The 21609-nt window shown below is 66.6% G+C and carries 19 protein-coding genes and 1 pseudogene; 16 read left to right on the forward strand and 4 right to left on the reverse strand.

Translation table 11 applies throughout. The features are described from left to right. Window positions 1-17 precede the first annotated feature (17 nt). Both HD841_RS16660 and HD841_RS16665 read right to left on the reverse strand, forming a co-directional pair. Complete coding sequence (locus tag HD841_RS16660; RefSeq protein WP_179510025.1) at window positions 18-950, reverse strand: hypothetical protein; 933 nt, start codon at window positions 948-950, stop codon at window positions 18-20. Between the two features lie 22 nt (window positions 951-972). Then, window positions 973-1365, reverse strand: a complete 393-nt coding sequence (locus tag HD841_RS16665) for a hypothetical protein (RefSeq protein ID WP_179510026.1) — start codon at window positions 1363-1365, stop codon at window positions 973-975. 1062 nt (window positions 1366-2427) lie between these two features. Here HD841_RS16665 and HD841_RS16670 point away from each other — a divergent pair. Both HD841_RS16670 and HD841_RS16675 read left to right on the forward strand, forming a co-directional pair. Next, window positions 2428-2733: a hypothetical protein gene (locus HD841_RS16670; RefSeq protein ID WP_179510027.1), complete on the forward strand. Its 306-nt coding sequence runs from the start codon at window positions 2428-2430 to the stop codon at window positions 2731-2733. Continuing rightward, window positions 2730-5027 (forward strand): relaxase/mobilization nuclease domain-containing protein, encoded by a 2298-nt coding sequence (locus HD841_RS16675; protein ID WP_179510028.1) that lies wholly within the window; start codon window positions 2730-2732, stop codon window positions 5025-5027. The genes HD841_RS16670 and HD841_RS16675 overlap by 4 nt, the downstream gene beginning before the upstream one ends. Window positions 5028-5356: 329 nt before the next feature. Here the strand turns inward: HD841_RS16675 and HD841_RS21065 are convergent, their stop codons facing one another. Beyond that, window positions 5357-5584, reverse strand: coding sequence for a thioredoxin family protein (locus tag HD841_RS21065; protein WP_445013694.1), 228 nt, complete (start codon window positions 5582-5584; stop codon window positions 5357-5359). Window positions 5585-5668: 84 nt separating this feature from the next. Further along, complete coding sequence (locus tag HD841_RS21070; protein ID WP_445013695.1) at window positions 5669-5806, reverse strand: hypothetical protein; 138 nt, start codon at window positions 5804-5806, stop codon at window positions 5669-5671. A gap of 359 nt (window positions 5807-6165) precedes the next feature. Here HD841_RS21070 and HD841_RS16690 point away from each other — a divergent pair. From HD841_RS16690 to HD841_RS16755, 14 genes and pseudogenes are all read left to right on the forward strand, one after another. Next, window positions 6166-6960, forward strand: a pseudogene (locus tag HD841_RS16690) (AAA family ATPase). 64 nt (window positions 6961-7024) lie between these two features. After that, entirely contained in the window at window positions 7025-7993 is a 969-nt protein-coding gene (locus HD841_RS16695; protein WP_179510031.1) for a hypothetical protein, read from the forward strand. 196 nt (window positions 7994-8189) lie between these two features. Beyond that, entirely contained in the window at window positions 8190-8708 is a 519-nt protein-coding gene (locus tag HD841_RS16700; RefSeq protein WP_179510032.1) for a hypothetical protein, read from the forward strand. After that, the gene (locus HD841_RS16705; protein WP_179510033.1) at window positions 8708-9346 is read left to right on the forward strand and encodes a hypothetical protein; all 639 of its coding nucleotides are present in this window, start codon (window positions 8708-8710) and stop codon (window positions 9344-9346) included. The genes HD841_RS16700 and HD841_RS16705 overlap by 1 nt, the downstream gene beginning before the upstream one ends. Beyond that, window positions 9343-9759 (forward strand): hypothetical protein, encoded by a 417-nt coding sequence (locus HD841_RS16710; protein WP_179510034.1) that lies wholly within the window; start codon window positions 9343-9345, stop codon window positions 9757-9759. Before HD841_RS16705 ends, HD841_RS16710 begins: the two co-directional genes overlap by 4 nt. Before the next feature lie 11 nt (window positions 9760-9770). Continuing rightward, a complete protein-coding gene (locus HD841_RS16715; protein ID WP_179510035.1) occupies window positions 9771-10277 on the forward strand; it encodes a hypothetical protein in 507 nt (168 codons plus the stop codon). A 95-nt stretch (window positions 10278-10372) separates the two neighbouring features. Then, window positions 10373-11401 carry a helix-turn-helix transcriptional regulator gene (locus HD841_RS16720; protein WP_179510036.1) on the forward strand — a complete coding sequence of 343 codons (1029 nt, stop codon included), beginning with the start codon at window positions 10373-10375 and terminating at the stop codon, window positions 11399-11401. 51 nt (window positions 11402-11452) lie between these two features. After that, complete coding sequence (locus HD841_RS16725; RefSeq protein ID WP_179510037.1) at window positions 11453-13165, forward strand: hypothetical protein; 1713 nt, start codon at window positions 11453-11455, stop codon at window positions 13163-13165. Between the two features lie 63 nt (window positions 13166-13228). Continuing rightward, complete coding sequence (locus tag HD841_RS16730) at window positions 13229-13978, forward strand: PGN_0703 family putative restriction endonuclease (RefSeq protein WP_179510038.1); 750 nt, start codon at window positions 13229-13231, stop codon at window positions 13976-13978. Next, a complete protein-coding gene (locus tag HD841_RS16735) occupies window positions 13978-14901 on the forward strand; it encodes a hypothetical protein (protein ID WP_179510039.1) in 924 nt (307 codons plus the stop codon). Before HD841_RS16730 ends, HD841_RS16735 begins: the two co-directional genes overlap by 1 nt. A 34-nt stretch (window positions 14902-14935) precedes the next feature. Further along, window positions 14936-16051 (forward strand): hypothetical protein, encoded by a 1116-nt coding sequence (locus HD841_RS16740; RefSeq protein ID WP_179510040.1) that lies wholly within the window; start codon window positions 14936-14938, stop codon window positions 16049-16051. Then, window positions 16051-17550 carry a DUF2779 domain-containing protein gene (locus tag HD841_RS16745; RefSeq protein WP_257015692.1) on the forward strand — a complete coding sequence of 500 codons (1500 nt, stop codon included), beginning with the start codon at window positions 16051-16053 and terminating at the stop codon, window positions 17548-17550. Before HD841_RS16740 ends, HD841_RS16745 begins: the two co-directional genes overlap by 1 nt. Before the next feature lie 107 nt (window positions 17551-17657). Next, complete coding sequence (locus HD841_RS16750) at window positions 17658-20537, forward strand: SNF2-related protein (protein WP_373563054.1); 2880 nt, start codon at window positions 17658-17660, stop codon at window positions 20535-20537. 5 nt (window positions 20538-20542) lie between these two features. Continuing rightward, on the forward strand, window positions 20543-21547 hold the full coding sequence (locus HD841_RS16755) for a hypothetical protein (RefSeq protein ID WP_179510041.1): 1005 nt from the start codon (window positions 20543-20545) through the stop codon (window positions 21545-21547). The last annotated feature ends 62 nt before the right edge of the window (window positions 21548-21609 follow it).

Raw genomic sequence — 21609 nt, forward strand, 5'->3', positions numbered from 1 at the left:
AGCTTAGGCCGGCTTAATCACGGGTTGCGACCTGCTCCCGTATTCCTCCATTCGGCGTGGGCTCGTCGCAACGCCTTTGCTGCCGCCAAGATCGAAGCATCGTCCAGTTCGGGTGTCAGCAGAAGCCGCTGCGCAGCGGCGAGCCTGGCATTCAGCGTGATTCGCGCATCGGTCGCGTTCGCCGCAGTCGCCACCGTGTAGAGGAGCTTGGGAACGTTGCCGGAAGCCTCCCTGAGCCGCGCCAGCGCCGACGAATCGACCAGCGTGGCAAAGATGGCTTGGCTCGCGAAGGCGTGGACCCGCGATGCCATAATCGCGGTCGCCGACGCATAGTCAGGAGTAGGAGCTGCGATGATCGCGCTGAGCGGCTCCTTCCTCAGAAGGCGGACCGCCTGGATCCCGGCTGCGAGATTACCGAGCCGAACCTTGGGCTCCGGACGCTCGGCAATGCCGTTGAGGAATGTCCCCGACCCATCCTGGTCGTTGCAGAGGATGATTACCTCGCCGATCCGGCCATACAGCGAAAAGACACGCTCGATGAAAGTCGTCGCGGTCGGAGCGTTTGTCGATACGATGCAGAGGAAGATGATCCTGGCACCACCCTGTTGAAGCATGCGCCAGACGGAGCCGAGAAACGCCATAATGGGCAGGTCGGCGCTGCCGATGCCCGCGCCCAGATCGAAGATCAGGCGATCGCCCTTGCCGGCATGCCGCGCCAACCAATCGGGCGCGTCCTCGGCACCGCTCGCCCAAGACAGCTTGATGACGTTATCGAGACCGAGCCGACGACCGAGGCCACGGTTGCCGTCGTCGGCGTCGATCAGCACGCAGCGGTGTCCGCCCATGGTGAAAGCCGCTTCCGCGACATCAGCGGTTTCGGTCTTTCCGGCACCGCCTTTCAGCGTCATCGTGACCAGGACGACGCGGCTGGCGTGAGGCGAGTTCGCCATTTTGATCTCCTATACGAAAGGGTTAGTCGTCGCCCTCGTCGACCCAGCGGTGCTGGTCGGGGAACAGGCCGCCTTGAGACGTCGACAGCGTCTTGCCGGTCGGCACGGCCGAGACTTCTGCACGCGGCCTGGCTGCCTTCGACTTATCGATGGATCGGGACCGGCTCGGTGGGGCGACCCCGCGCTCTATGCACAGGCGCTTGAAGGCGCTTTCCACCGCTTCCGTCTTGAGCGAACCATCCGGCTCAAGCGCGTCGGCGATCATCGCCCAGTTCATGCCCCGGCGTCGGGCATCCAAGATGCCGTCGAAGCGGTCCTCGACCTTGCCGGTCGTCGTGGTGATGGAGCGCTTGCGCGCGACAGAAGCCGCGAGTCGCCGATCCGCCTCACGCCGCCATTTGTCTACATCCTTCATCGTCGTGCCTCCTGGACCATCGCGATTAAACCGGGCGCGCAGGCGTGGGAAAGACGCGGACGCGCCGTTGAAAGCGCCTGAGTTCCGCTAGTTACGCCTGACACAATTTGACGATCGGCATCGTTGACGGCGTGGCGGTGTCGCGAGACGCCCATCGCATGGCCAGTATCCCGCCTCTACCGACGCCGACGATGTCGGCCCCCACCGGCGTTGAACTGTTGGAGGCGATCTGGCGGGAAACTGGCGGCTACACCGAGCCTAACCGGGCAGAAGCGACCTCTCCAACCGGCGGGCACTTGCCCAGCGACGTGTTGCGCGATTGTCCGGCTGGCGCCCTCTGCCGAATTTTCGATGGCGGCGCTGCGCGCGAGTCCGTGCTGAACGGCGGCCTGACCGGGGCGGGACTGATCGTTGCCGCTCCATCGGCCTGTCCCCTGACCTGGGCCGGGGTGCCAGAGCGGCCGCACGAGTGGAGCGTTCACGGCTTCATTGTGGCCGACGATGCGCGATCCCCGGCGCACCATCTATGCGGCTTCGCCGACGCGGTGCGCTCGTTGCGGATCTTCATCTTTTCGCCCAATGCAAAGCCGAACCTTGCGAGGGGTGACGAGAGCCCATGTGGCGGTCACCGCGTCTTCTCGGCGGCCCTGCGAGAGAAGCCGTTCTCGGTCGACTTGCCCGCCGACGGACAAGTGCTGTCTCCTTCGGGTGGTTGGACCCGGTTTAACCACCGAGCTTGCTCGCTATGCGGCGGTGCTTATCCCGGCATGACGCCGGCCAGATGCCGCACGCTTCGCCGGGATACGCGACGGCAACATGCCGGGCCTTTGGCGCTTTCTTGCCGCCTATTTGGCAGCCCGGGCACCTCGTCCAGCAGCTGGAAGCCGCCGACAGTAACTCGGACCGCTACCACGAGGATGCCGGAACTCTGGTGTGTAGGCCGGCAGCGGCCTGGCGGGCGCTCTGCCGGCGTTGGTGGAGGAAAAGGGTGAGCAGGATGGGGCCTGTAACCAGACCCCGTTCGCTCGGCGGGGAACCTTCTCGCTTTGAAGTGGGTGAAGTATGAAGGGCAAGGTCGGCAAGTCCAACGACAACAGGATCTCGTTGACAGTCCATCTCCAGCCCAATGAAGCGCTGCTGGTTGATGCGGCGGCGTCGCGGGCGCGGATGACACGGCATGATCTCGCGCGTGACCTGCTGCTCGCCCGGGCGACCGACGATACGCCGGTTCTCGCCTGCCTGGCGAGGCTGATCGCAATCCATCACCGGCTCGATCACGCCCGTCTGCTCGATGATGAGCTGCGCGCCGAGATCGTTGCGGCCGTGCGCGAACTGACCAGGGCGGCAAGGGCCGAGGTCGACGGATGATCGTCAAGCTCATCCGCATGGCTCGCAACAAGGGCCGGCTCGACGGCCTGCGCAATAACGTTTTCGCGCTGACCCGCTACGTGACCGACGCCGACCCGTGGGCGATGGCGATGACCGACCGCGAGCAGGTACGCTCGCTTGCCGAGTATCTCGTCCATGCCAAGGCGCACGGGATCGAGCCGGGGGAGAAGGCGGGACATATCGGCGGTCGGAACCTGTTGACCAGCGATCTACCCGAGCAGCAGGTGGAGATGCTTGCGATCGCGAGCAGCGCCCCGCGTGTCGAATATCCCGTGGTCCACATCATCGTGAGCTGGCAGGCGGGCGAGAACCCGACCCCGGCGCAACTCGAAGACACGGTCGACATCGTCCTCGCCACCACCGGGCTGTCCAAGTGCCTGGCGCTGTTCGCCGAGCACACCAACACCGCGCACCGTCATCTCCATATCGCGGCGGTGCGCGTCGACCCGGCAAGCGGCAGAGCGGCTGGCAGCGAATGGCTGATTGAGGATCTGCACCAGGCGATCGCGATTTTGGAGGAGCGGCATCGCTGGGCGGCCGAACCCAACGCGCTCTACTACGCCAGCAACGGCGCCGTGTTCGACGCCCACGTGCGCCGGTTCAGGACCGGGACGCGCGGCGAGAAGGCCGTCGATCCGGCCAGCGAGGTGATGGTGCGCGATGCGTCGGGGCGTTTCATCGCCAATCGTGACTGGAACGGCCTGCCGACAGACATCGCCAACGCGCGCGCAGACATCTTGCGGGCACGTGCGGAGGCTAGGAGCTGGACCGACTTCCACGCGCGCCTTGAGGTGTATCAGATCGCCTATCGCGCCAAGGGCAGCGGCGCGCGTCTTCACCTCGGCGATGCTTCGGCCAAGGCGTCGACGGTTGCGCCCGACCTCGCGCTCAAACAGTTGGAGGCGCGGTGGGGACCGTTTAGCCAGCATCCGCGCGACCAGGTTCTGGGCTTCGATGCCTATCGCGCCGCGCATCAGGCCCAGCTCAAGCGGTTGCGCGCCGACCGTGCCGCCGCCCAGGCAGCGCTCGATCAATGGGCCGCCGAGCAGCTCGCATCGATCGCAACGGCGAAGAACCGCCTCGTCGAACGGGCGATCCGGGCCGAACGCGACGCCGCCCAGAAGGAACTCAACAGCGCCTTCGCGGCTGCCATCAAGACCTGCACAAAAGGACGCCATGTCACCGCGGAGAGCTGGCGCGCGGCCGGCGCGCCCGCCGATCCGCCGCCGGTCGCGTCGCCGTCGCTGCTGCTTCCTGCGGATCACGCGCAGGAAGGGACCTGGACACCCCCCGCCGGGCTTCGCGCCGAACAGCACCGTTGGTCGACGCGCTACTATGACGCGGCGGACAGATTGGTGTTCACCGATGATCGCACCGTCATCGTCGTCCATCGTCCCTTCGATGCTGGCGGGCTCGACACCGCCCTGAAGCTGGCGGCCGAGCGCTGGGGAACGGTGCGGGTTAGCGGGTCGGAGACGTTCAGGAAGCGGTGCGCTGAGCGCGCGGCCGAACTCGGGATTGCGCTGGTCGACAGCGACAACAAGCCGCTGGTCGACAGGCGCCCGGTCGCGCCGATCAAACCCGTGGCCGCGCTAGCGGTGGACGCCGCGCCGTCCCGCCCCGATCACCGGGCCGACCCGGCGCGCCAGGCCGCCGTCGAGCGGGCGCTTGCCGATCTCGCGAGATTGGGTGCGATCCCCATGCGACGCCGCGAGGTTTCCGGGCGCGTCGGTGCGAATGCGCCGTTGGAGATCGTGGTCGAAGCCGATCGGTTCGATCCCAAGCCCCAGCTCACCACTGCGGCGCTGTTCGACGAGGATCCGCTGATCCAGGCGTTTCTCGAGAAACAGCGGGCCGGAATGCTCGCCGAAATCAGCCACCATGTTCGCCAATTCGACGTTCCGCTCGACCGGAAAGCGGTCGTCGACTCGTTGCGAGGCCCTGACGGCTTGGGACGCGCCGCTTTTCTCGCGTTCGGGGATGCGGACTTTCAATCGATGCTTGAGCGCGTGGCCCTCGAACGGGTCGAGCGTCAGCGGACGGCTCCGCACGCCGACCAGCAGCGGCGGCAGAAGGACGAACGGAGCCGCGCTCAACTGGCCATGCTCGCGCGGATGTTTCACGACCAGAGCTGGGATCCGCGCGAGTGGCGCTCCGGAGGCACGGGTCTGCGAGAGCATGGCCGATCGTCCGCCGCGTCCGCCGCCGATGACGAACTTCACCGCCTCGAACAGCAACGCCGCGCCAGATCGTCTGGCAACCGGACGCGGTAAGGACGTCGTTACCGATCCAAGGAGAAAACAGTGCCCCAGCATACCCCTGTTTCGCCGCCGGGCGGAGGAACCGCCAGTGCCTATCGTCCCGCCCTGTTCTCGATGGGTGCGGGATACGAAGCACCGGCAGCGGCCTGCGCCTCGTGCCCGGCGTCGCTCTGGTATCGAGACGACCAGCTCCGCTGCTTTTGCAACATCATTAAGATGCCGACCTGGCCGGCATCAACGGCCGTCATGGCTTGTGACGGGCGAGAGTCGGCGGTCGCGCAATGGGAAGAGCAGCAGCGCTGATCGTAGTGTGACGTTGACGGGGCTGCCTCGCTCCTGACTCACCCGCTGAGCGCGCCGCGCGTCCAGGCGACGATCGACGCGGTCGGCATCGCGCCGGGCCGCCGGGCCACCTCGCGGCCGTGGTCGAACAGGATTAGCATGGGGATCGAGCGGATCTGGTGACGGGCTACGATCGACTGCTCGGCCTCGATATCTAGCTTGCCGAGGCGCATCGCCGGTTCGAGCTGGCCCGCAGCGGCGGCGAAAGCGGGCGCCTCTGCCGGCATGGGCCGCACCATGATGCCCAGAGTTCGCGAGCAGCGGCAGATCGCTTCGGGCGGCGTGCGCGTCAAAGTTGGCGGCGGTAAGGACTAGTCTAGCGGCTCGCCCGTGAACAGCGGGGCGCCGCACCGGCCGCAGGTGCCGCCTGCGCCGAGTCTCGCGACGAGCACGCGGTTGGCAGTCGCGCAGGCGGAGCAACGCACCATTCCGTTGCTGCTATTGATCATGGCGTAACCTTCGCGGACGAAGTTGAAGAGAAGGAGTGGTTTCCCTGCGCGTCCTGTCAGTAAGGTAGCGTTCAATCTGGAGTCTAGAGCCGCTCTCTTGGTAGGTGATCGAGACGAGCACCTTCAGGCGAACTGCCTGGAGGAATGAAATGGAGGACGACCGCTACGCGGCCGATGAGATCGTCGTGGTGATCCGCGACGCGGTTCGGAAAGCGCCAATCCCGAACAGCGAATACAGGCGCATCTGCCAGCGGATCGAGCCCGAGCGCGAGGTCGTCAACGCACCTCGCTTCGACCGGCCGCTGACCGACCGCTGGGAGATACTGACCACTCCGCTCCGTCTGGCAGGCGCGCCGGCGATGCGGCCATCGGCTGCGGGATCGTTCCCGGCGCTCGATGCTCTCGCGGCCGGGATGCCCTGGGGCAAGTCGCTGATCGGCGATGTCGCCCGCCAGCTTCGCATCCAGCTCGCGCTCGGCCGACCTTGGGTCAAGCTCGAGCCTATGCTGCTGATCGGCGACCCCGGTGTCGGCAAGACCTGGCTCGCCCGCCAGTTGGCAGCGACGCTGCAGGTGGAGTTCGCCGCGTTGGAGCTCGGCAATACCAGCGACGACCGGCTGCTCAGCGGCACGGCGCGCGGCTGGACCAACACCGTGCCGGCCTGACCGTTGGTGGTGATGGCGGGCAACGCCACCGCCAATCCGATGCTGCTGCTCGACGAACTCGACAAGGCGGGCGGGTCCGAGCGCCACGGCCATGTGCATCACGCGCTGCTGTCGATGCTGGAGCCGGCGTCGGCCGGGAGCTGGTATGATCAGTGCCTGCTCGCACCTTGCGACCTGTCGCAGGTGAGCTGGATCGCCTGCGCCAACAACCTCGATCCGATCCCGGCGGCACTCCGGTCGCGGTTTCGGGTCGTCACGATGCCGCCACCCGAGCCCGAGCATTTCGACGCCGTGCTGGCGTCGGTCATAGCCGGCATGGCGGCCGGCTGGGAGGTCGCGCCCGCAATGCTGCCCGACCTGCCGGGACGCGCGCGCCGGCTGCTGCGCGAGCGCTTCGCCCGCGACCGATCGGTCCGCATGCTCGCCCGCAACGCCCGCGCGCTGATCGGCGCGGTACCGGCCGACAGCGGCGGACCGCGTCGGCAATGAACCGCCGGGGGCGGATATGGTGAGGTGATTGATGGGGTGAAGCGTCACTTGTTGGAGACGTGAAATGACCCTGAAGAACTTCGAGCAACCCGCCGCCTGGATGGTCCACGACCTGGGACCGCGGCGCTACCACGAGCGGTTCACCTGCATGGAGCGCTGGGCCGGCACCGAGCTTGGTCGCCGTGTGCTGGCGGTGATGGCCCGGCACGGGCTTGACCGCCGAGACGCCTATGTCGGCGACAGCAAGGATCGGACTGAGATCAAGACCGACGCCGGCTACCTGCGGATCGAGGACCGCACGCTCGCGGCGCACCTGCCCGAACTCGACGCGATATTCGCGTCGGTCGCGGTCGGCGTGGCGCAGGAGCGCATGATGCGGCTGAGCGGCTGGCGCCCCTGCGAGGAGCTGCCGTTCTGGGCGGTGACCGCGAGCGAAGTGCTGGTCGAGCGTTTGCGGAAGAAGCGGGTGAGGCCGGTGCAGCTCTGGAACGCGGGCGTCAACATTGACGAGGACGGCTGGATCGACCGGCGTTCCTTCTGCACGCGCGCCGACGATTACAGCGAAGGCGATCCGCGCGCCGCGCTGCCGCTCGACTGCTATGTCGCGCGCTACGGCACCGGCCTGCACTTGTGGTGGCGCGAGGGCGACCTTGACTATCACGAGCGCACCGAAGGGGCGACGCTGACGCTGCCGACGGCGTTGCTCGCCACCGGCGACGCTGCGGCCCTGGTCGGCAAGCGCATGGGCGAGGTCTGCGCTATCGACACGCGGCTCGGTCGGGCGCTCGCCGGCTACGAGATCGTGGCGGCGACCGCGATCGAACCACATCCCCACGCCATCACGCCCGAACCGCACTGCACCGAGCTGCGGCTATCCGTGCCGATGCGGACCCTCCAGCCCATCCCGGAGACTGTGCTCGCGCGCGCTGGCGTTGACGTGCCTGCGAACGTCGAGCGCGATCGGCCGCTGTGGATGCTGACCGCCCCGGCGCTGCTGCTGCGTTATCGGCCGCGCCTGCCGAAGGCGGCGTGACCTCGATCACCGGGTGCCGGCGGGATCCAGCGCCCGGTGCCTGGTCGATAGCAGGGGGTGAGCGCTGGCGCGAGCGGACCGGCACCCACCCTGAAGGCTGGTCGGAGAGCGGGCGAGCCCTGGAAGCAGGATGAAAGCGGACAGGGCTTGTCCGGGCCAACCGGTCCGCGACGACACGAACAAGGCTCTTCTTTACATGACCAATCTGGTTCTGGCCGGCTGCACCGCCGGCTCGGTCGCGTGCGGCCTCGTGCTCGAGGCGCTCGGCGCGAACGACTGCTACGATCACCTCACGCTGCCCGGCCTGCCGAGCGCGAGCATCCACATCGCCGAGCGCGGCGCGGTGCTTTGCGTGACGCAGGCGCGTGAGCCCGCGTTCCGCGATAAGCTTGCGGCGCTCGCGGCCGAGGCGCACCTCGACGTCGTGCTGCTGCGCGTTGCTCTCGATCACGATCGTCTGATCGTCACCGCAGACGTCGCGCTCGAACTGCTACCGGGAACGCCATGGTCGATGGACGACCTCGCGCTGTGGCGCGGCGCGGACGGGGCGCTGTGGCTGGTCCCGCCGCTGGTCGGTCCTGCCGTCTCGATCACCCCCGACGGCTTCTGGCTCGAGCTGCTGCCGCCCTATGATACGTTCGGCAAGCGCGCCGCCGGGATCGACCGCGCCGAGCGCGAAGGCGCTTGCCTCCTCTCGCCGCTGGAGGCGTGGTGATGGCGGGCAAGAAGACCATCACACCGGTCATCATCAACGCCGATCGCGATCCGACGCCGGGCAACCCGCATAGCTGGCTGCCCCTCATCGGTGACCCACCCGGCAGCGAGGGCACACGCATCCTCTACGGCGTCCTCAGGCCAAGCTATCGCGGCTGGACCAACACCGCCGTGCAATTCGCACAAGTGAAGCTCGCCCCGGTGCCGACGCCCGATGGCGAGCCGTGGGCGGTCACCGCCGCCCGCGCGGACGTGCTGCTGCCGCCCGGGGCAGATGACCGGTATGCGGACGCACGCGTGCTGATGGAAGCGGTCGACGCCGAGCGACCGGCCGACAAACCGGTGCTGCTCACCTATGTGACGATCACCTTCCCGGCCGCGCGGCTGCACGAGCAATACGAACTGGTGCGCGGGTTCCTCAGGGCCCAAGTCCACGCGCTCGGCTGCCCGGTGCTCCTCGTCCAGCACGCGCCGCATCGCCAGGGAAGCAGCAACCCCAGCCACTGTCACTGCCTCTACGTGCCGCGCCGCCTATCGACGCTCGGACTCGCCGAATGGGTGCCGCCGCTGTGCAGCGACAAGGGGCGGCAGCTCATAGTCGATGGCTTCGCGGCGTTCCGGGCAGGGCGGCCAGCGTGACCGGTGCGGGTGTAAGCTGGACGCTCGCCGAGGTCGGCCGTTTGCTCTGGGCGCATGGCGTCGACTCGGCGCTCGCGGCGGGTGCGCTCGACATCGGGCTCGACGAGGCGCAACGCCTCGTCGCCGGCGAGCCGCTCGCCGTGACCATGACCGAGGAGCGCCGCACGCGGGCGGCGCTCCTCCTCAATATTCTCGCCCGGATCGAACTACGCTGCGGCCACGACCCGGTCGCGATCCGCGCCGCGCTCGATCGCCCGCTCGACACCCTGGGCGCGGTGAGCATCGCCGAACGGCTGCGCGATCAGCCGGACGACCTCGATGGCTTGCGCGCCTTGCGCGCCTTGCGCGGGGCGGCGGGCACCATGCCGGTGCCGAAGATCAGGACGTGGCGGGTCGCGGACCGCTACAGCTGAAGGAAAACTGGATGATCTACGATCCTGTCGCCCGACAGGCCGCCGAAGCACGCGCGCTCACCGTCGCACTGGCGATCGCGAACAAGGCCGGATGGTCGCTTCGCCACGCCGGCCCGGTGCTGAGCTTCCCGTTCGTCGGCTACTTATATATCGAGTCGGCCGAGCTGCTGCTCGTGCCGACCTCCGCCTCGCTCCAATGGCAGCGCCCGATCGTTTCGCGCGCGATGCGCGAGGCGCGCAGCGATGCGCTGATCGTCAGCACGGGACCGGGAGCGACCAATCCGAGCTTGGCCGTCGGGCTGTGGACGCGCAAGGGCAACGACTGGCAAGTGCCCGCCATGCCTGCGCTGGACGATAGTGGGGCACTGTGGCTCAATTCCGACGAGGGTGACGGACCCTCTTTGCGGGTCAAAGAGGGGCGACTGCGCGCCGCGCCTGCGCCGTGGCGCTCCAGTGCCGAGCGACAGCGGGACCAGCGGCGCGCTGCCGACTGGCTAGCGTGCGTGCTGGGGGGGTGAGGCGGCTTAACAGCCTCCAATCCGGTCGCGCTTATAAGCATTGCATTGTCCAGCGGTTTACGCACGATCGGCTAAAGGGTCGACGTGGGGGAGCAATGACCGAGAGAATGGCGAAGCTCGACCGACTGCTGGCGCTTGTCCACGCGCTGTCGGAGACGACCGAAGGGCTGACGCTCGACGAGATGGCGGAGCGGCTCGGTGTCAACCGGCGCACAGCGGAGCGGATGCGCGACGTAATCGCGCGGCATTTCGATCTCGACGAGGTTGCCGACGACCGCCGTAAGCGCTTCCTGATCCGCGGCAGCCTGCGCCGGGTATATACCCGGCAGACCGCGAGCGAGGTTGCGGCGCTGCAGGCTGAGGTCGACGGACGTCGCCTCGCCGGCCAGACCGCGCGCGCCGACCAGCTGGCCGGGTTGCTCGCCAAGGTGAAGGGCGCGCTCGACGATCGTGAGAAGCGGCGGATCGACCCGGACCTCGACGCGCTCGCCCGGCTGCAGCGGACGATGGTGACGGCGGGACCGATCGCCACCGTCGTGCCGGAAACGATCACCGTCGTCCAAGGCGCGATACTCGCCGGATGCTGCGTCGAGTTCCGCTACGCGACGGAGGAGCGGCCGGAGCCGCGCTGGCGGCGCGTCATCCCCTACGGCCTCGTCCACGGGCCGCTCACCTATCTGCTCGGCAAGATGCCCGGCCGCAAGGATCAGCCGGTCTATTACCGGCTCGACCGCATGACCGAGCCGGCGCTGAGCGAGGTGCTAGGCTGCCCCCCGAACGATTGGGACATCGACGCCTGGCTCGCGGAGAGCTTCGCGGTCTGGCGCGACGAGCCGCAAGACGTCTTATTGAACGTGTCGGCCGCATCCGCCGCGCGGGCACGGGGTTGGCGATTCCATCGTCTCCAGCGGATCGAGGAGCTGGCAGACGGCAGCCTGCGCATTCGCTTCACCTCGGGCGGCATGCGAGAACTGGCCGAGCATCTATTCACCTGGGGAGGCGGGCTGGTGATCGAGGGGCCGGACGTGCTCATCGAAACGATGCGCGAGCGCCTGGCGGCGGCGCAGACAATGCTGCCCGCATCACCAGCGACCGATTCTGTCGCTGCGGATGCGAATAGGTAGGTCATGACCATACGAATGCTGCTTTGTCATCGATGGGGATGGTGAGGAATTATGGCCGTAATTCTACGCGTCCTGCTGCGATGGACTGGGTGGCTGACGCTCTCCTTCATTATCGTTGTTGCGGCATTGGCGTTGTTTCACGACCTGCCCGGTCGCATTTCGTCATGGAAGCACGAAGCAAACGATGCGCGGGCGACGGCGATGAGCCTAGCGGCGGCTAGATCAAACTTTGAAGAGGGGGCGCAAGACGCAGTCTCGAAAGCCGATCGAGAGATTGCCGCGCTGCGTAGCGCCGGGGCGGCAGAGTTAAAGCGAGCCGAAAGCGAGATCACGCGTCAACGGAGCGAAGCGCGAGGCCGCATACTCAATTCGAGCCAGATCGCCTGGGCCGCTGCACGTGGGCAAACCGATACGATTGTAGCCAGCTATCGCGCGCAATACCTCGAATTGCTGCTCCTTGATCGTGCCGCCGCGCTGATAAGCGTGCGTTTAAGCAACCTGCGGGAGCGCGCCAAACTCGCGACCCAGCTGAGATCGATCCGTGATCGGATCGATGCCCACAATCGTAAGGTCGCGGACTTCAATCGACGGTTGCAGGACTACACCGCGTTGCAGCAGCGAGCAAAGATGCAGTGGCGCAATCCGCTGTGTTCACAAGCTGCTGTGCCGCTGGTCTGCGCGCGCGTGCGCCGGGTCAGGGAACTGAAGAAGGATTTGGACCAGCACCGACCTTCGCTGGATCAGGAGAAGCGCGTGCTGAAAGCCGAAAAGGCCGCGATCCGCGCGCTGAGACTTCAGCGCGAGGCGGTTGCGGATGGACAACGTGTTGCCGGCGAAGCGGTGGCGGCGCTCGATCATGCGGCGCGGGAGTCCTCCAGCTACGCCGAGAACCTAGCGTGGAATAAGACAGAGCGTGCGTTACGCCGATATGGCTGGCAGGCGTTCTGGATCGTGATCGGCGGCGTGTTGCTGCCGGTGCTGCACAAGGCGTTCGCGTTCTGGATCATCGCGCCGCTGGCGAGCCGGACAGCGCCGGTGCGGCTGCGCGAGCCCGGGCCGTCGCTGCTCGCGGGTCCGTCCGGCGTCGCGGTGGACGCGCCGATCGACCGCGAGACCGAATTGCTGGTGCGCTCCGGCGTGCAGGATCGATCGAGCGACATTCGAGTCGATGACAAGCTGTTTTTTAAAAACCGGATGTTCCTGGCTTGCATCGCCGCAGGTCTGGTCAACCTCCAGCGGTTCCGCAGCAGCCGACACGACCATGTCACCGTGACCGGGACCGATGATGAACATTATGAGGTGGCCCTGATCGACGTGCCGGAGGGTGGCGCGATGGTGTTGCAGCCGCGCGCCCTCGTGGGTGTGGTCAAGCCGAGAGCGCGGACGTTGGCAATTGAACGGCCGTGGCGATTGCGCTGGATGATCTCGTGGATCACCTTCCAGTTCCGCTACATCGTTTTTCATGGCCCGTGCACGCTCATTGTCCAGGGGAGGCGCGGCGTGAGAGTCAAGGATGCGGCTGAGGGCCGTGCCACAAACAAGCGACTTGTCCTCGGTTTCGACGCCGGCCTCGCTTACGGTGCCGCGAGATCGAGCTCGTTCCGTCCCTACTTGTTTGGCAGGGCCAGTCTGTTCGACGATCGGTTCACCGGTCGCGGACGCTATGTCTATGAGGAGCGGCCGGCAGGAGCGGGAAAAGGCAGCATCTGGGGACGAGGATTGAAGGGCATTGGCGACGCAATCCTGAGCGCGTTGGGCATCTGATCGCATTGAACTCATGATCAACTCGACGACCGTTTCTGTCGCAGTAGCCCGCCACCGTAGGCCATGACGATTCGCCAAACCACCTTCCTGCCCGGCGTGCCGGAGGATCTAGTCCGCGCCGCCCTGAGCAAGGCCGGCGGCAACGAGATCGACAGCGGCAAGCTCGCCAGCCCGGAGAGCAGCGCGGCGCTTGCGGCCAATGCCTTCGGCTGGTTCATTAAGCGGCCGGCGGACCTGCCGTCGTTTCCGCCGTTGACCGATCTGGACTGGCCGGCGATCCGCGTCGATGTCGAGCGCCAGATGCAATTCCCGTGGTCGGGCGGGCGGCACCCGTGGCTTGACGCTGCGGTTGAGACGCTGACGCATGTCATCGGCGTCGAGTCGAAGCGGTTCGAGCCGTTCCGCGACGTCAAGGCCGTCAGCCTGTCCAACGCCTATGACCGCGACGTGTGGGGCGACCGCATGGCCCCGTTCACCGCCATGCGCGACACGCTGCGTGCAGGCGCCACCACGTTCGTCCATCTCGATGCGGCGCAACTCGTGAAGCACGCGTTCGGACTGGTGACCGAGGGGCGCCGGCTCGGGAAGGTGCCGGTGCTTTTCTACCTCTACGCCGAGCCGGAGCGACGTGGATCCGTCGTTGTCTCGCCTGAGGCGCTCCAACGTCATCGCGCCGAGATCGCCGACTTCGCCATCGCGGTCGCTGGCGCGGAGGTCCGCTTCGCCGCGTGCTCCTGGCGCGAATGGCTGGTCGGCTGGCCCGGGTCCGCCCGTCATCATTCTGATGCGCTGATCGCGCGTTTCAAGCCATAGTGCTGCGGCCGATCGTCATGTTGCGGCTTGTTGGCGCGTTCGGGTTCTATTGGCTTGTCTATCAGACTTGGCCTTGGTCGCTGGCGGCCGGGATTGCAGCCGCTGCAATCTGGGTCGCGGTGGTGATCGCTAAACCGCCCTGTCCAACGCAGTCGGCACCGCCGCAATCGGTGGTCGCCCCAATCAGACCGGTCGTCCGGCAGCATCTCTCAATTTCGGAGCAAAGGAAGCCAGCGATGTCGAACCCGCAACCACCGTTGTTCGAAGCGGCCATAGGTCAGCTTCCACCGCAGATCAGCAAGCGCTCGGGCTCTGTCTTCTACTCGGGGCCGAGCGCATTCGAGGGGCATCGCCGTCTGTATATACTCGGCCTCAATCCCGGCGGATCGCCGGTCGTGCAAGCAGATGAGACAGTCGCGCGCGACCTGTCCGACTGGAAGGAGCTGAATAGGCCGTGGTCGGCCTACCTCGACGAGTCCTGGCAGGGCCGATCACCCGGCACGCATGGCATGCAGCCGCGCATGCGCCACATGTTTGATCAGCTGGGCCTCGACCTGCGCGAGGTGCCCGCGAGCAACGTGGTCTTCGTGCGCTCGGCGAATGAAGCCGCGCTCGCGGCTGAGAAGGCGACTTTACTCCCGCAATGCTGGCCTGTGCATGAAACCGTGATCCGCAAGCTGGGTGTCCGCACAATACTCTGCCTCGGCGGCACGGCGGGACGCTGGGTTCGAGAGGCCATGGGCGCCAACCAGCTTCTTGACCGCTTCTCCGAACAGAATGCTCGTGGGTGGACCAGCGAAGCGCATGTTGCGCCGGATGGACGCGCAGTGATCACGGTCACCCATCCCGGTCGAGCCGATTGGCGCAATCCTGCCGCCGATCCGACGCCTTTGGTCCGCGCCGTGCTCGATCGCGCCGCCTGACCACACGTCATCAGTCCAACATTCGGAGACCACCTTGACCCGCAGCATCATCTATACCGTCGACGCCGCCGGCACGCTCACCGCCATGCGCCCGTCCGAACCCAGGAGTGAGGATTTCATGCAGAAGCTGGTGGCGGCGCACCCGGAGCTCATATCCGACCAGGACGGCGCGCTCCTTCTGATCCGCCGCGAGCAGCCGATCGCCGATCGCGAGGACGGCAGCGGGCGATGGTCGCTCGACCACCTCTTCGTCACGCGCAGCGGCGTGCCCGTGCTGGTGGAGTTGAAGCGAGCGGTCGATACACGCCTGCGCCGCGAGGTTATCGGGCAGATGCTCGACTATGCCGCCAATGGCACGGCATATTGGCAGGGCGGGCGCATCGCCGAGAGCTTCGCCGCGACGATGGTCGAGCAGGGCCGCGACGCCGATGTCGAGCTGGCGACCTTTCTCGGCGCGGGAGGCGACCCGCAGCAGTTCTGGGAGCAGGTCGACGCCAACTTCGCCGCCGGCCGGATCAAGATGGTGTTCGTCGCCGATACGATCCCGCGCGAACTCGCCCGGATCGTCGAATTCCTCAACGAGCAGATGAAGGCGGACGTCCGCGCGGTCGAGCTGTCCTGGTTCGAGAGCGAAGGCGGCGTGACGGCGTTGACGCCCCGCATCATCGGCGAAACCGAGCGCGCCCAGACCGAGAAGGCCGCGCGCTCCGCGCTCCCGCCGATCGGGCGCGAGGCGTGGATAGAGGAGCATCTGGCGAAGTTCGGCTCGGCGACGGTGGATGCGGCAGAGGCTTACGTCCGCGTCGTGGAAGAGGCGGGCGGTCATGCAGAGGTGACAACGGCTCAGGGCTCTATCGTCGCCGTGCTCGATCTGCCGACTGACGTTCTCTTTCCAATGGGCCTGAACAGGAACGGCAAGGGCATGGTTCAGTTCTCGCTGAGCTATCTTATGAGCCGGCCGGCCTTCGCTTCTGAAGAGGTTCGCCAGTCGCTCTATGATCAATTAGTCGACATCGTCGGTCCGCTGAGCACAACCAAGCTGAGCGGCTTCCCTGCTTTTTCGGCGCTCAAGCTCAACGAGCCCGCCGTTCAGGAAGGTCTGCGTGAGTTCCTGAAACGGATCCGCGACATCAGTCTCGGGAACGCCTGATGCGGTCGCCTCGCCGTTACGGCCTCTCCAAGTCGAAGATCACTATGTTCGAGCAATGCCCCAAGCGGCTGTGGCTGTCCGTGCATCGCCGGGAGCTTGCCGAGCAGGACGACGGCGCCGAAGCGCGCTTCGCGACGGGACACGAGGTCGGCGCGATCGCCTGCGCGCTGTTGCCGGATGGCGTGATGGTTGAGGCCGAGCCGGATCTCGCGGTGGCGCTCGCCACGACGCAGGCGCTGCTCAACGGCGATCACGATCGACCGATCTTCGAGGCGACGCTGCAGCACGACGGCGTTCTCGTGCGGATCGACGTGCTGGAGCCGGATGGCGCCAATGGCTGGCACATGGCTGAGGTCAAGAGTTCGACCAAGGCCAAGGATTATCATGTCGGTGACCTCGCCACGCAACTCTGGGTCGCGCGCAGCGCCGGCGTGCCGATCAGCAGCGCGGCGATCCGGCATATCGACAGCAGCTTCGTGCTCGAACGCGAGGGCGAGTTCGACGGCCTGTTCGCCGACACCGATCTGATGGCAGCGGCCGAGCCGGTCATCGCGCGCCGTGGCGAAACCGTCGCCGTCGCGCGGGCGACGCTGGCCGGTCTCGAACCGGACACCGCGCCGGGCGCCCATTGTGATGCGCCATTCCCGTGCGAGTTTGCCGGCTATTGCCACGCGGCCTTGCCGGCCGGGCCGGAATGGCCGGTGACGGTGCTGCCGCACGGCGGCGGCAAACGATGGGTCGAGCAGGGCATCGTCGACCTGCTGGCCGTCGATTCCGCAGCGCTGACCAACGCCACCCACGCTCGCGTCCATCGTGCCACGGTGTCAGGCGAGGTCTATCACGATGTGGAGGGTGCCCGCGCCGCGATGGCCGGCTGGACATTCCCGCGCACTTGGCTCGATTTCGAGACGATCGGCTTCGCCGTCCCGCGCTGGATCGGCACACGCCCCTACCAGCAGGTGCCGTTCCAGTTCTCGGCCCACGTCGAGACAGCAGACGGTGCCATCACCCACCGCGAGTTCCTGAGCCTGAACGGGAGCGATCCCCGCCGCGCCTGTGCCGAAGCGCTGGTCGCGATGGTGCCGGCGACCGGCGCGGTCATCGGCTACAACGCCAGCTTCGAGAAAGCGCGCATCCTTGAACTCGCTGCTGCCTTTCCGGACCTCGCCGACGCGCTGACGGCAATGGCCGCGCGCATCGTCGATCTGCTGCCGGTCACCCGCGCCAACTGGTATCATCGCGACCAGCGCGGCAGCTGGTCGATCAAGGCCGTGCTGCCCACCATCGCCGCCGAATTGGATTATGCCGGATTGGAGGTAAAAGACGGCGGCAGCGCGCAGGATGCCTATGCCGAAGCGACCGCCACTGGCTGCACGGATGAGCGCCGGCTGGCGCTGGATGCCGCGCTGCGCGCCTATTGCGGGCGCGACACCGGAGCGATGATCGTGCTGGGCCGCCAGCTATGTCGAGATTCCGCTCAAGCAGAACAGGCGAGATGATGACGACTGAGCATGATTGGCAATCGACGCTCCATTACGCGGTCGATAGTTCATGCGGCCTTAAATTGTTCAACGAAGAATAAGCCGACAATAAGAGAGGAAACAGGGTGGCATCGTATCTTCCCCTTCAGGCCCATTACCACGCGCACCGGCTCACCGTGGCGGGCACCGCCGAGGATGCGTTCACTCGGTCGCTGACGTCGGCTCGGGTTGAGATGAACCCGCATCAGGTCGATGCCGCACTATTCGCGCTCGGATCGCCCCTGTCAAAAGGGGTCCTGCTCGCCGACGAGGTCGGCTTGGGCAAGACCATCGAAGCCGGGCTGGTAATGTCGCAACGCTGGGCCGAGCAGCGCCAGCGTATCCTGCTGATCGTGCCCGCTTCGCTGCGCAAGCAATGGTCGCAGGAGCTGTTCGAGAAGTTTTCGCTCCGGAGCCGGATCTTGGAGGCGAAGACGTTCAATGAGCTGGTCAAGGCTGGGCAGCGGCGGCCATTCGAGCTGCCCGGTCAGATCATCATCACTTCCTACGAGTTCGCTGCCCGCAAGGCCGACGCGATCCGCGCCGCGAAGTGGGACCTGGTCGTGTTCGACGAAGCTCATCGCCTGCGTAACGTCCACGCCAAGAACACCGCCAAGGGCGCCAAGGCGCTGAAGGATGCCATCGGCGACCGTTTCAAGATTCTGCTGACCGCGACCCCGCTCCAGAACTCGCTGATGGAGCTCTACGGCCTCGTGTCGATGATCGACGAGACCCACTTCGGCGGTGCAGCCGCGTTCAAGGCTCAGTATCTCGGTGCCTCGGCCACCCCGGCCAGCCAGCAACTGCTCCGCGACCGGCTCCAGCCGATCTGCCATCGCACGCTGCGCCGGCAGGTTCAGGAGGCGGGACACATCAACTTCCGCCGCCGCCACGCCGTCACCTTCACCTTCGAGCCATATGACGAGGAGACGCGGCTCTACGAGATGCTGTCCGAGTATCTGCAGGACCCCAACACCGTCGCCTATGGCGGGAGGAACAACGCGCTCGTTATCCTGCAGGCGAGAAAGCAGCTCGGCTCCTCCACCTTCGCGGCGGCGCAGTATCTCGGCACCCTATTGGAACGCCTGCGGCGTCAGCAGGCGGCGTCGGTCGATATGACCGACGACCTAGAGGACAGCCTCGCCGACGAGCAGGAGGCGCTCGACGAGTCGGACGGCGACGCGACGCCCCCGGTCGACCCTGCCCGGCTGGCCGCGGAGATCGCGCTGGTCGAGGGCATGCGCGACCTGGCGCTGTCGATCGGCATCAACGCCAAGGGCGAGAAGCTCGTCCAGAACCTGCCGATCGTGCTCGACGAGATCCAGGGCAAAGGCGGGCAGCGCAAGGCGGTGATCTTTACCGAGAGCCGCCGAACCCAGCGCTATCTGCACGCGCTCCTGTCCGAGCACGGCTATGAGGGCCGGATCGCCGTGATGAACGGCCAGAATGCCGACGAGGAGAGCCGCGCGATCTACGCCGACTGGCTGCAGCGCCATGCCGGCACAGACCGCGTCTCCGGGTCACGCACCGCCGACATGAAGGCGGCGATCGTCGAAGCCTTCCGGAGCGACGACAAGACCATCCTGCTCGCGACCGAGAGCGGCGCGGAGGGAATCAACCTCCAGTTCTGCTCGCTGCTGATCAACTACGACCTGCCCTGGAACCCGCAGCGCGTGGAGCAGCGCATCGGCCGCTGCCACCGCTATGGCCAGCTCGTCGACGTGACGGTCGTTAACATGCTCAACTTGAAGAACCGGGCCGAGGCGCGCATCCAAGAGCTGCTGGAGCAGAAGCTCCACTTATTCGACGGCGTGTTCGGCGCGTCCGACGACGTACTCGGCATCCTCACCGACGGTATCGATTTCGAGCGCGAGGTGCTGCGCATCGTCCAGTCCTGCCGCAGCGCCGACGAGGCCGACCGCGAGTTCGACGAGCTGACCGCCCGCATCCAGGACTCGATCGACGCCGACATGGAAGTCGCGCGCGGCAAGGTGCTGGAAAACATGGACTCCGACGTCGTCGCCAAGCTCCATCGCCGCCAGCAGGACATCGCCGAGATCGTTCCCGAGTTCGAGCGGCGGTTATTGATGGTGGCGCATGCCGAGCTGGCCGACGCGCACTTCCCAACGCCCGACGCCCGCGTCTTCGATCATGACGGAAGGCGCTGGTCGACCCGCTGGCAAGAGGCGGACGCCGAGGACTGGCAGTTCCTGCGGGTCAATGACGGCCTGGGCGAGGAGATCGTCGCCCGCGCCAAGGAACGGCCCCATGCCGACACGGTTGAGGCGATCACCTTCGACCCCGCCGCCTACCCCTATGCCGGCAAACTGAGCGGCGTTCCCGACCTCGCCGGCCAGTCGGGCTGGATGCGTGTGTTTCGCGCGGTCATGCCGGTCGCCGACGCGCCGCGCGAGCAGATCATCGTCGTCGCTGAAACCGATGCGGGCGAGTTGATCCCCTCTGAGATCGGTGACCGGCTGCTGATGGCGCCCGCGATCTCGTCGGGCCGAGCTACCGATGTTGTGCCAGAGGCGCAGATCGCCGCGCTCGGGGGAGCCGCGTTCGACGCCTTCACGACCCGCGTGAAGGAGGAAAACTACAAATGGCTGCTCGAGGAGGAGGAGCGGCTGTCCCGCTACGCCCGCGACATGGAGATCGAGACGCAGGCCCGCGTCGCCGAGCTCGAAAGCGACATCAAGGAGCTGGAGCGCGCCAAGCTGTCGCCGCACCTGTCAATGGACGAAAAGCTGAAGATCATGCGCGACGTCCGCAACCTGAACGCGGAGCGCGACAACCTGGTGTTCAGCCAGCATGAGCAGAAAAAGGCTGTCCGCCGGCAGGTGGGCGAGCGGCTGGACGACATGGCTGCCCTTCTTGGACAGGAACCGCGGATGGAGCCGCTGTTCACCGTGCGCTGGACCGTATCGACCGGCGCGTTAAGCGCTGGTCTGGCTCAGGCCGCCTAACCTCCATGTTCCCCGAGTTTGGTCAGGCCCCGCTGTGCCTCGAGCTCGACCTCGATAGCTATGAGGGGCCGTGGCAGCACGTCGCAGCATTTCGCGGCCGCTCGGGCTGGCTGATGGCCGCCCGCGCCACGGTGCAGAGCGCGCACGACCTCCTGCGCCAAATTCTGATCGCCGGCTGCGATGATCAGGAGAACCCAATCCCCTCTTGGCGGGCGGTGCATCTGACCGAGTGCCGCTGGCAGGCGCTGGAGCATTGCCGCGAACAACCGCCCGAGCTGCTCGACGACCTGTTGTGCGAGGAGGAGGGCGCGCTCTACGCACGTTGGCAGCGCGAGATGAACGCCGACCTCGCCGGGCTCGCCGACCGGGCGGCAGCGCGGATCGCGGCGCTTGAGGCGCGGACGGCGGCGGCGACCCGCGAAGCCGAGCGGCAGATCGCCGAACTTAACCGCCGCCGTCGCTTGCCCGACACCGGCCCGGAGGCGCGCGCCGCGCTGCTGGCGGTGATCGCCGATATCGAAAGGGAGAATGACGAGGCGGTCGCGGCGATGAGCGCCGAGCGCGCTCGCCTGCGTCGCGACGCAGAGGCGGCGGAGGAGATGCTGTGGCAACGGGGCGATATCCTGTTTGAGATCGAACCGCTCTGGTGCGTCCAGTGGTGCGCCTCTTCCGCGCCAACATCGGGGGCTTCGACGAAACGCGCCGGCGGAGTGGGCTTCGGCTATGCGCAGCCGCCCACCCGAGCAGCTTGGCGCTACGCCGAGTTCCTTCAGAGCGAGGAGGTCGTGGCCGACCGCAAGACCCGCTACGATCAGGCATCGGCTGATCTCCGCGCGGCGGAGGTCGCACTGGAATTCCTGCAAACCCGCTTGAAGGCGGCGCAGAACAAGCGGGTGGGGGCCGGGTCTGTCGAAGGGGCTCGCAACGCAATCCGGGACCAGCGCGACCGCGTGCGCGAACTCAAGACACGCCGAGGGGCTCTCTACCGTGATCTGCCTTCGAACCGATGATGTGCTTTGCGCTATCAGCCGCGGTTGCTAGCATGTTCTGCTCGGCATCATCTTAGCCCAGG

The sequence above is a fragment of the Sphingomonas melonis genome, assembly GCF_013409985.1.
In the GTDB taxonomy this organism is placed as follows: Bacteria; Pseudomonadota; Alphaproteobacteria; order Sphingomonadales; family Sphingomonadaceae; genus Sphingomonas; species Sphingomonas melonis_A.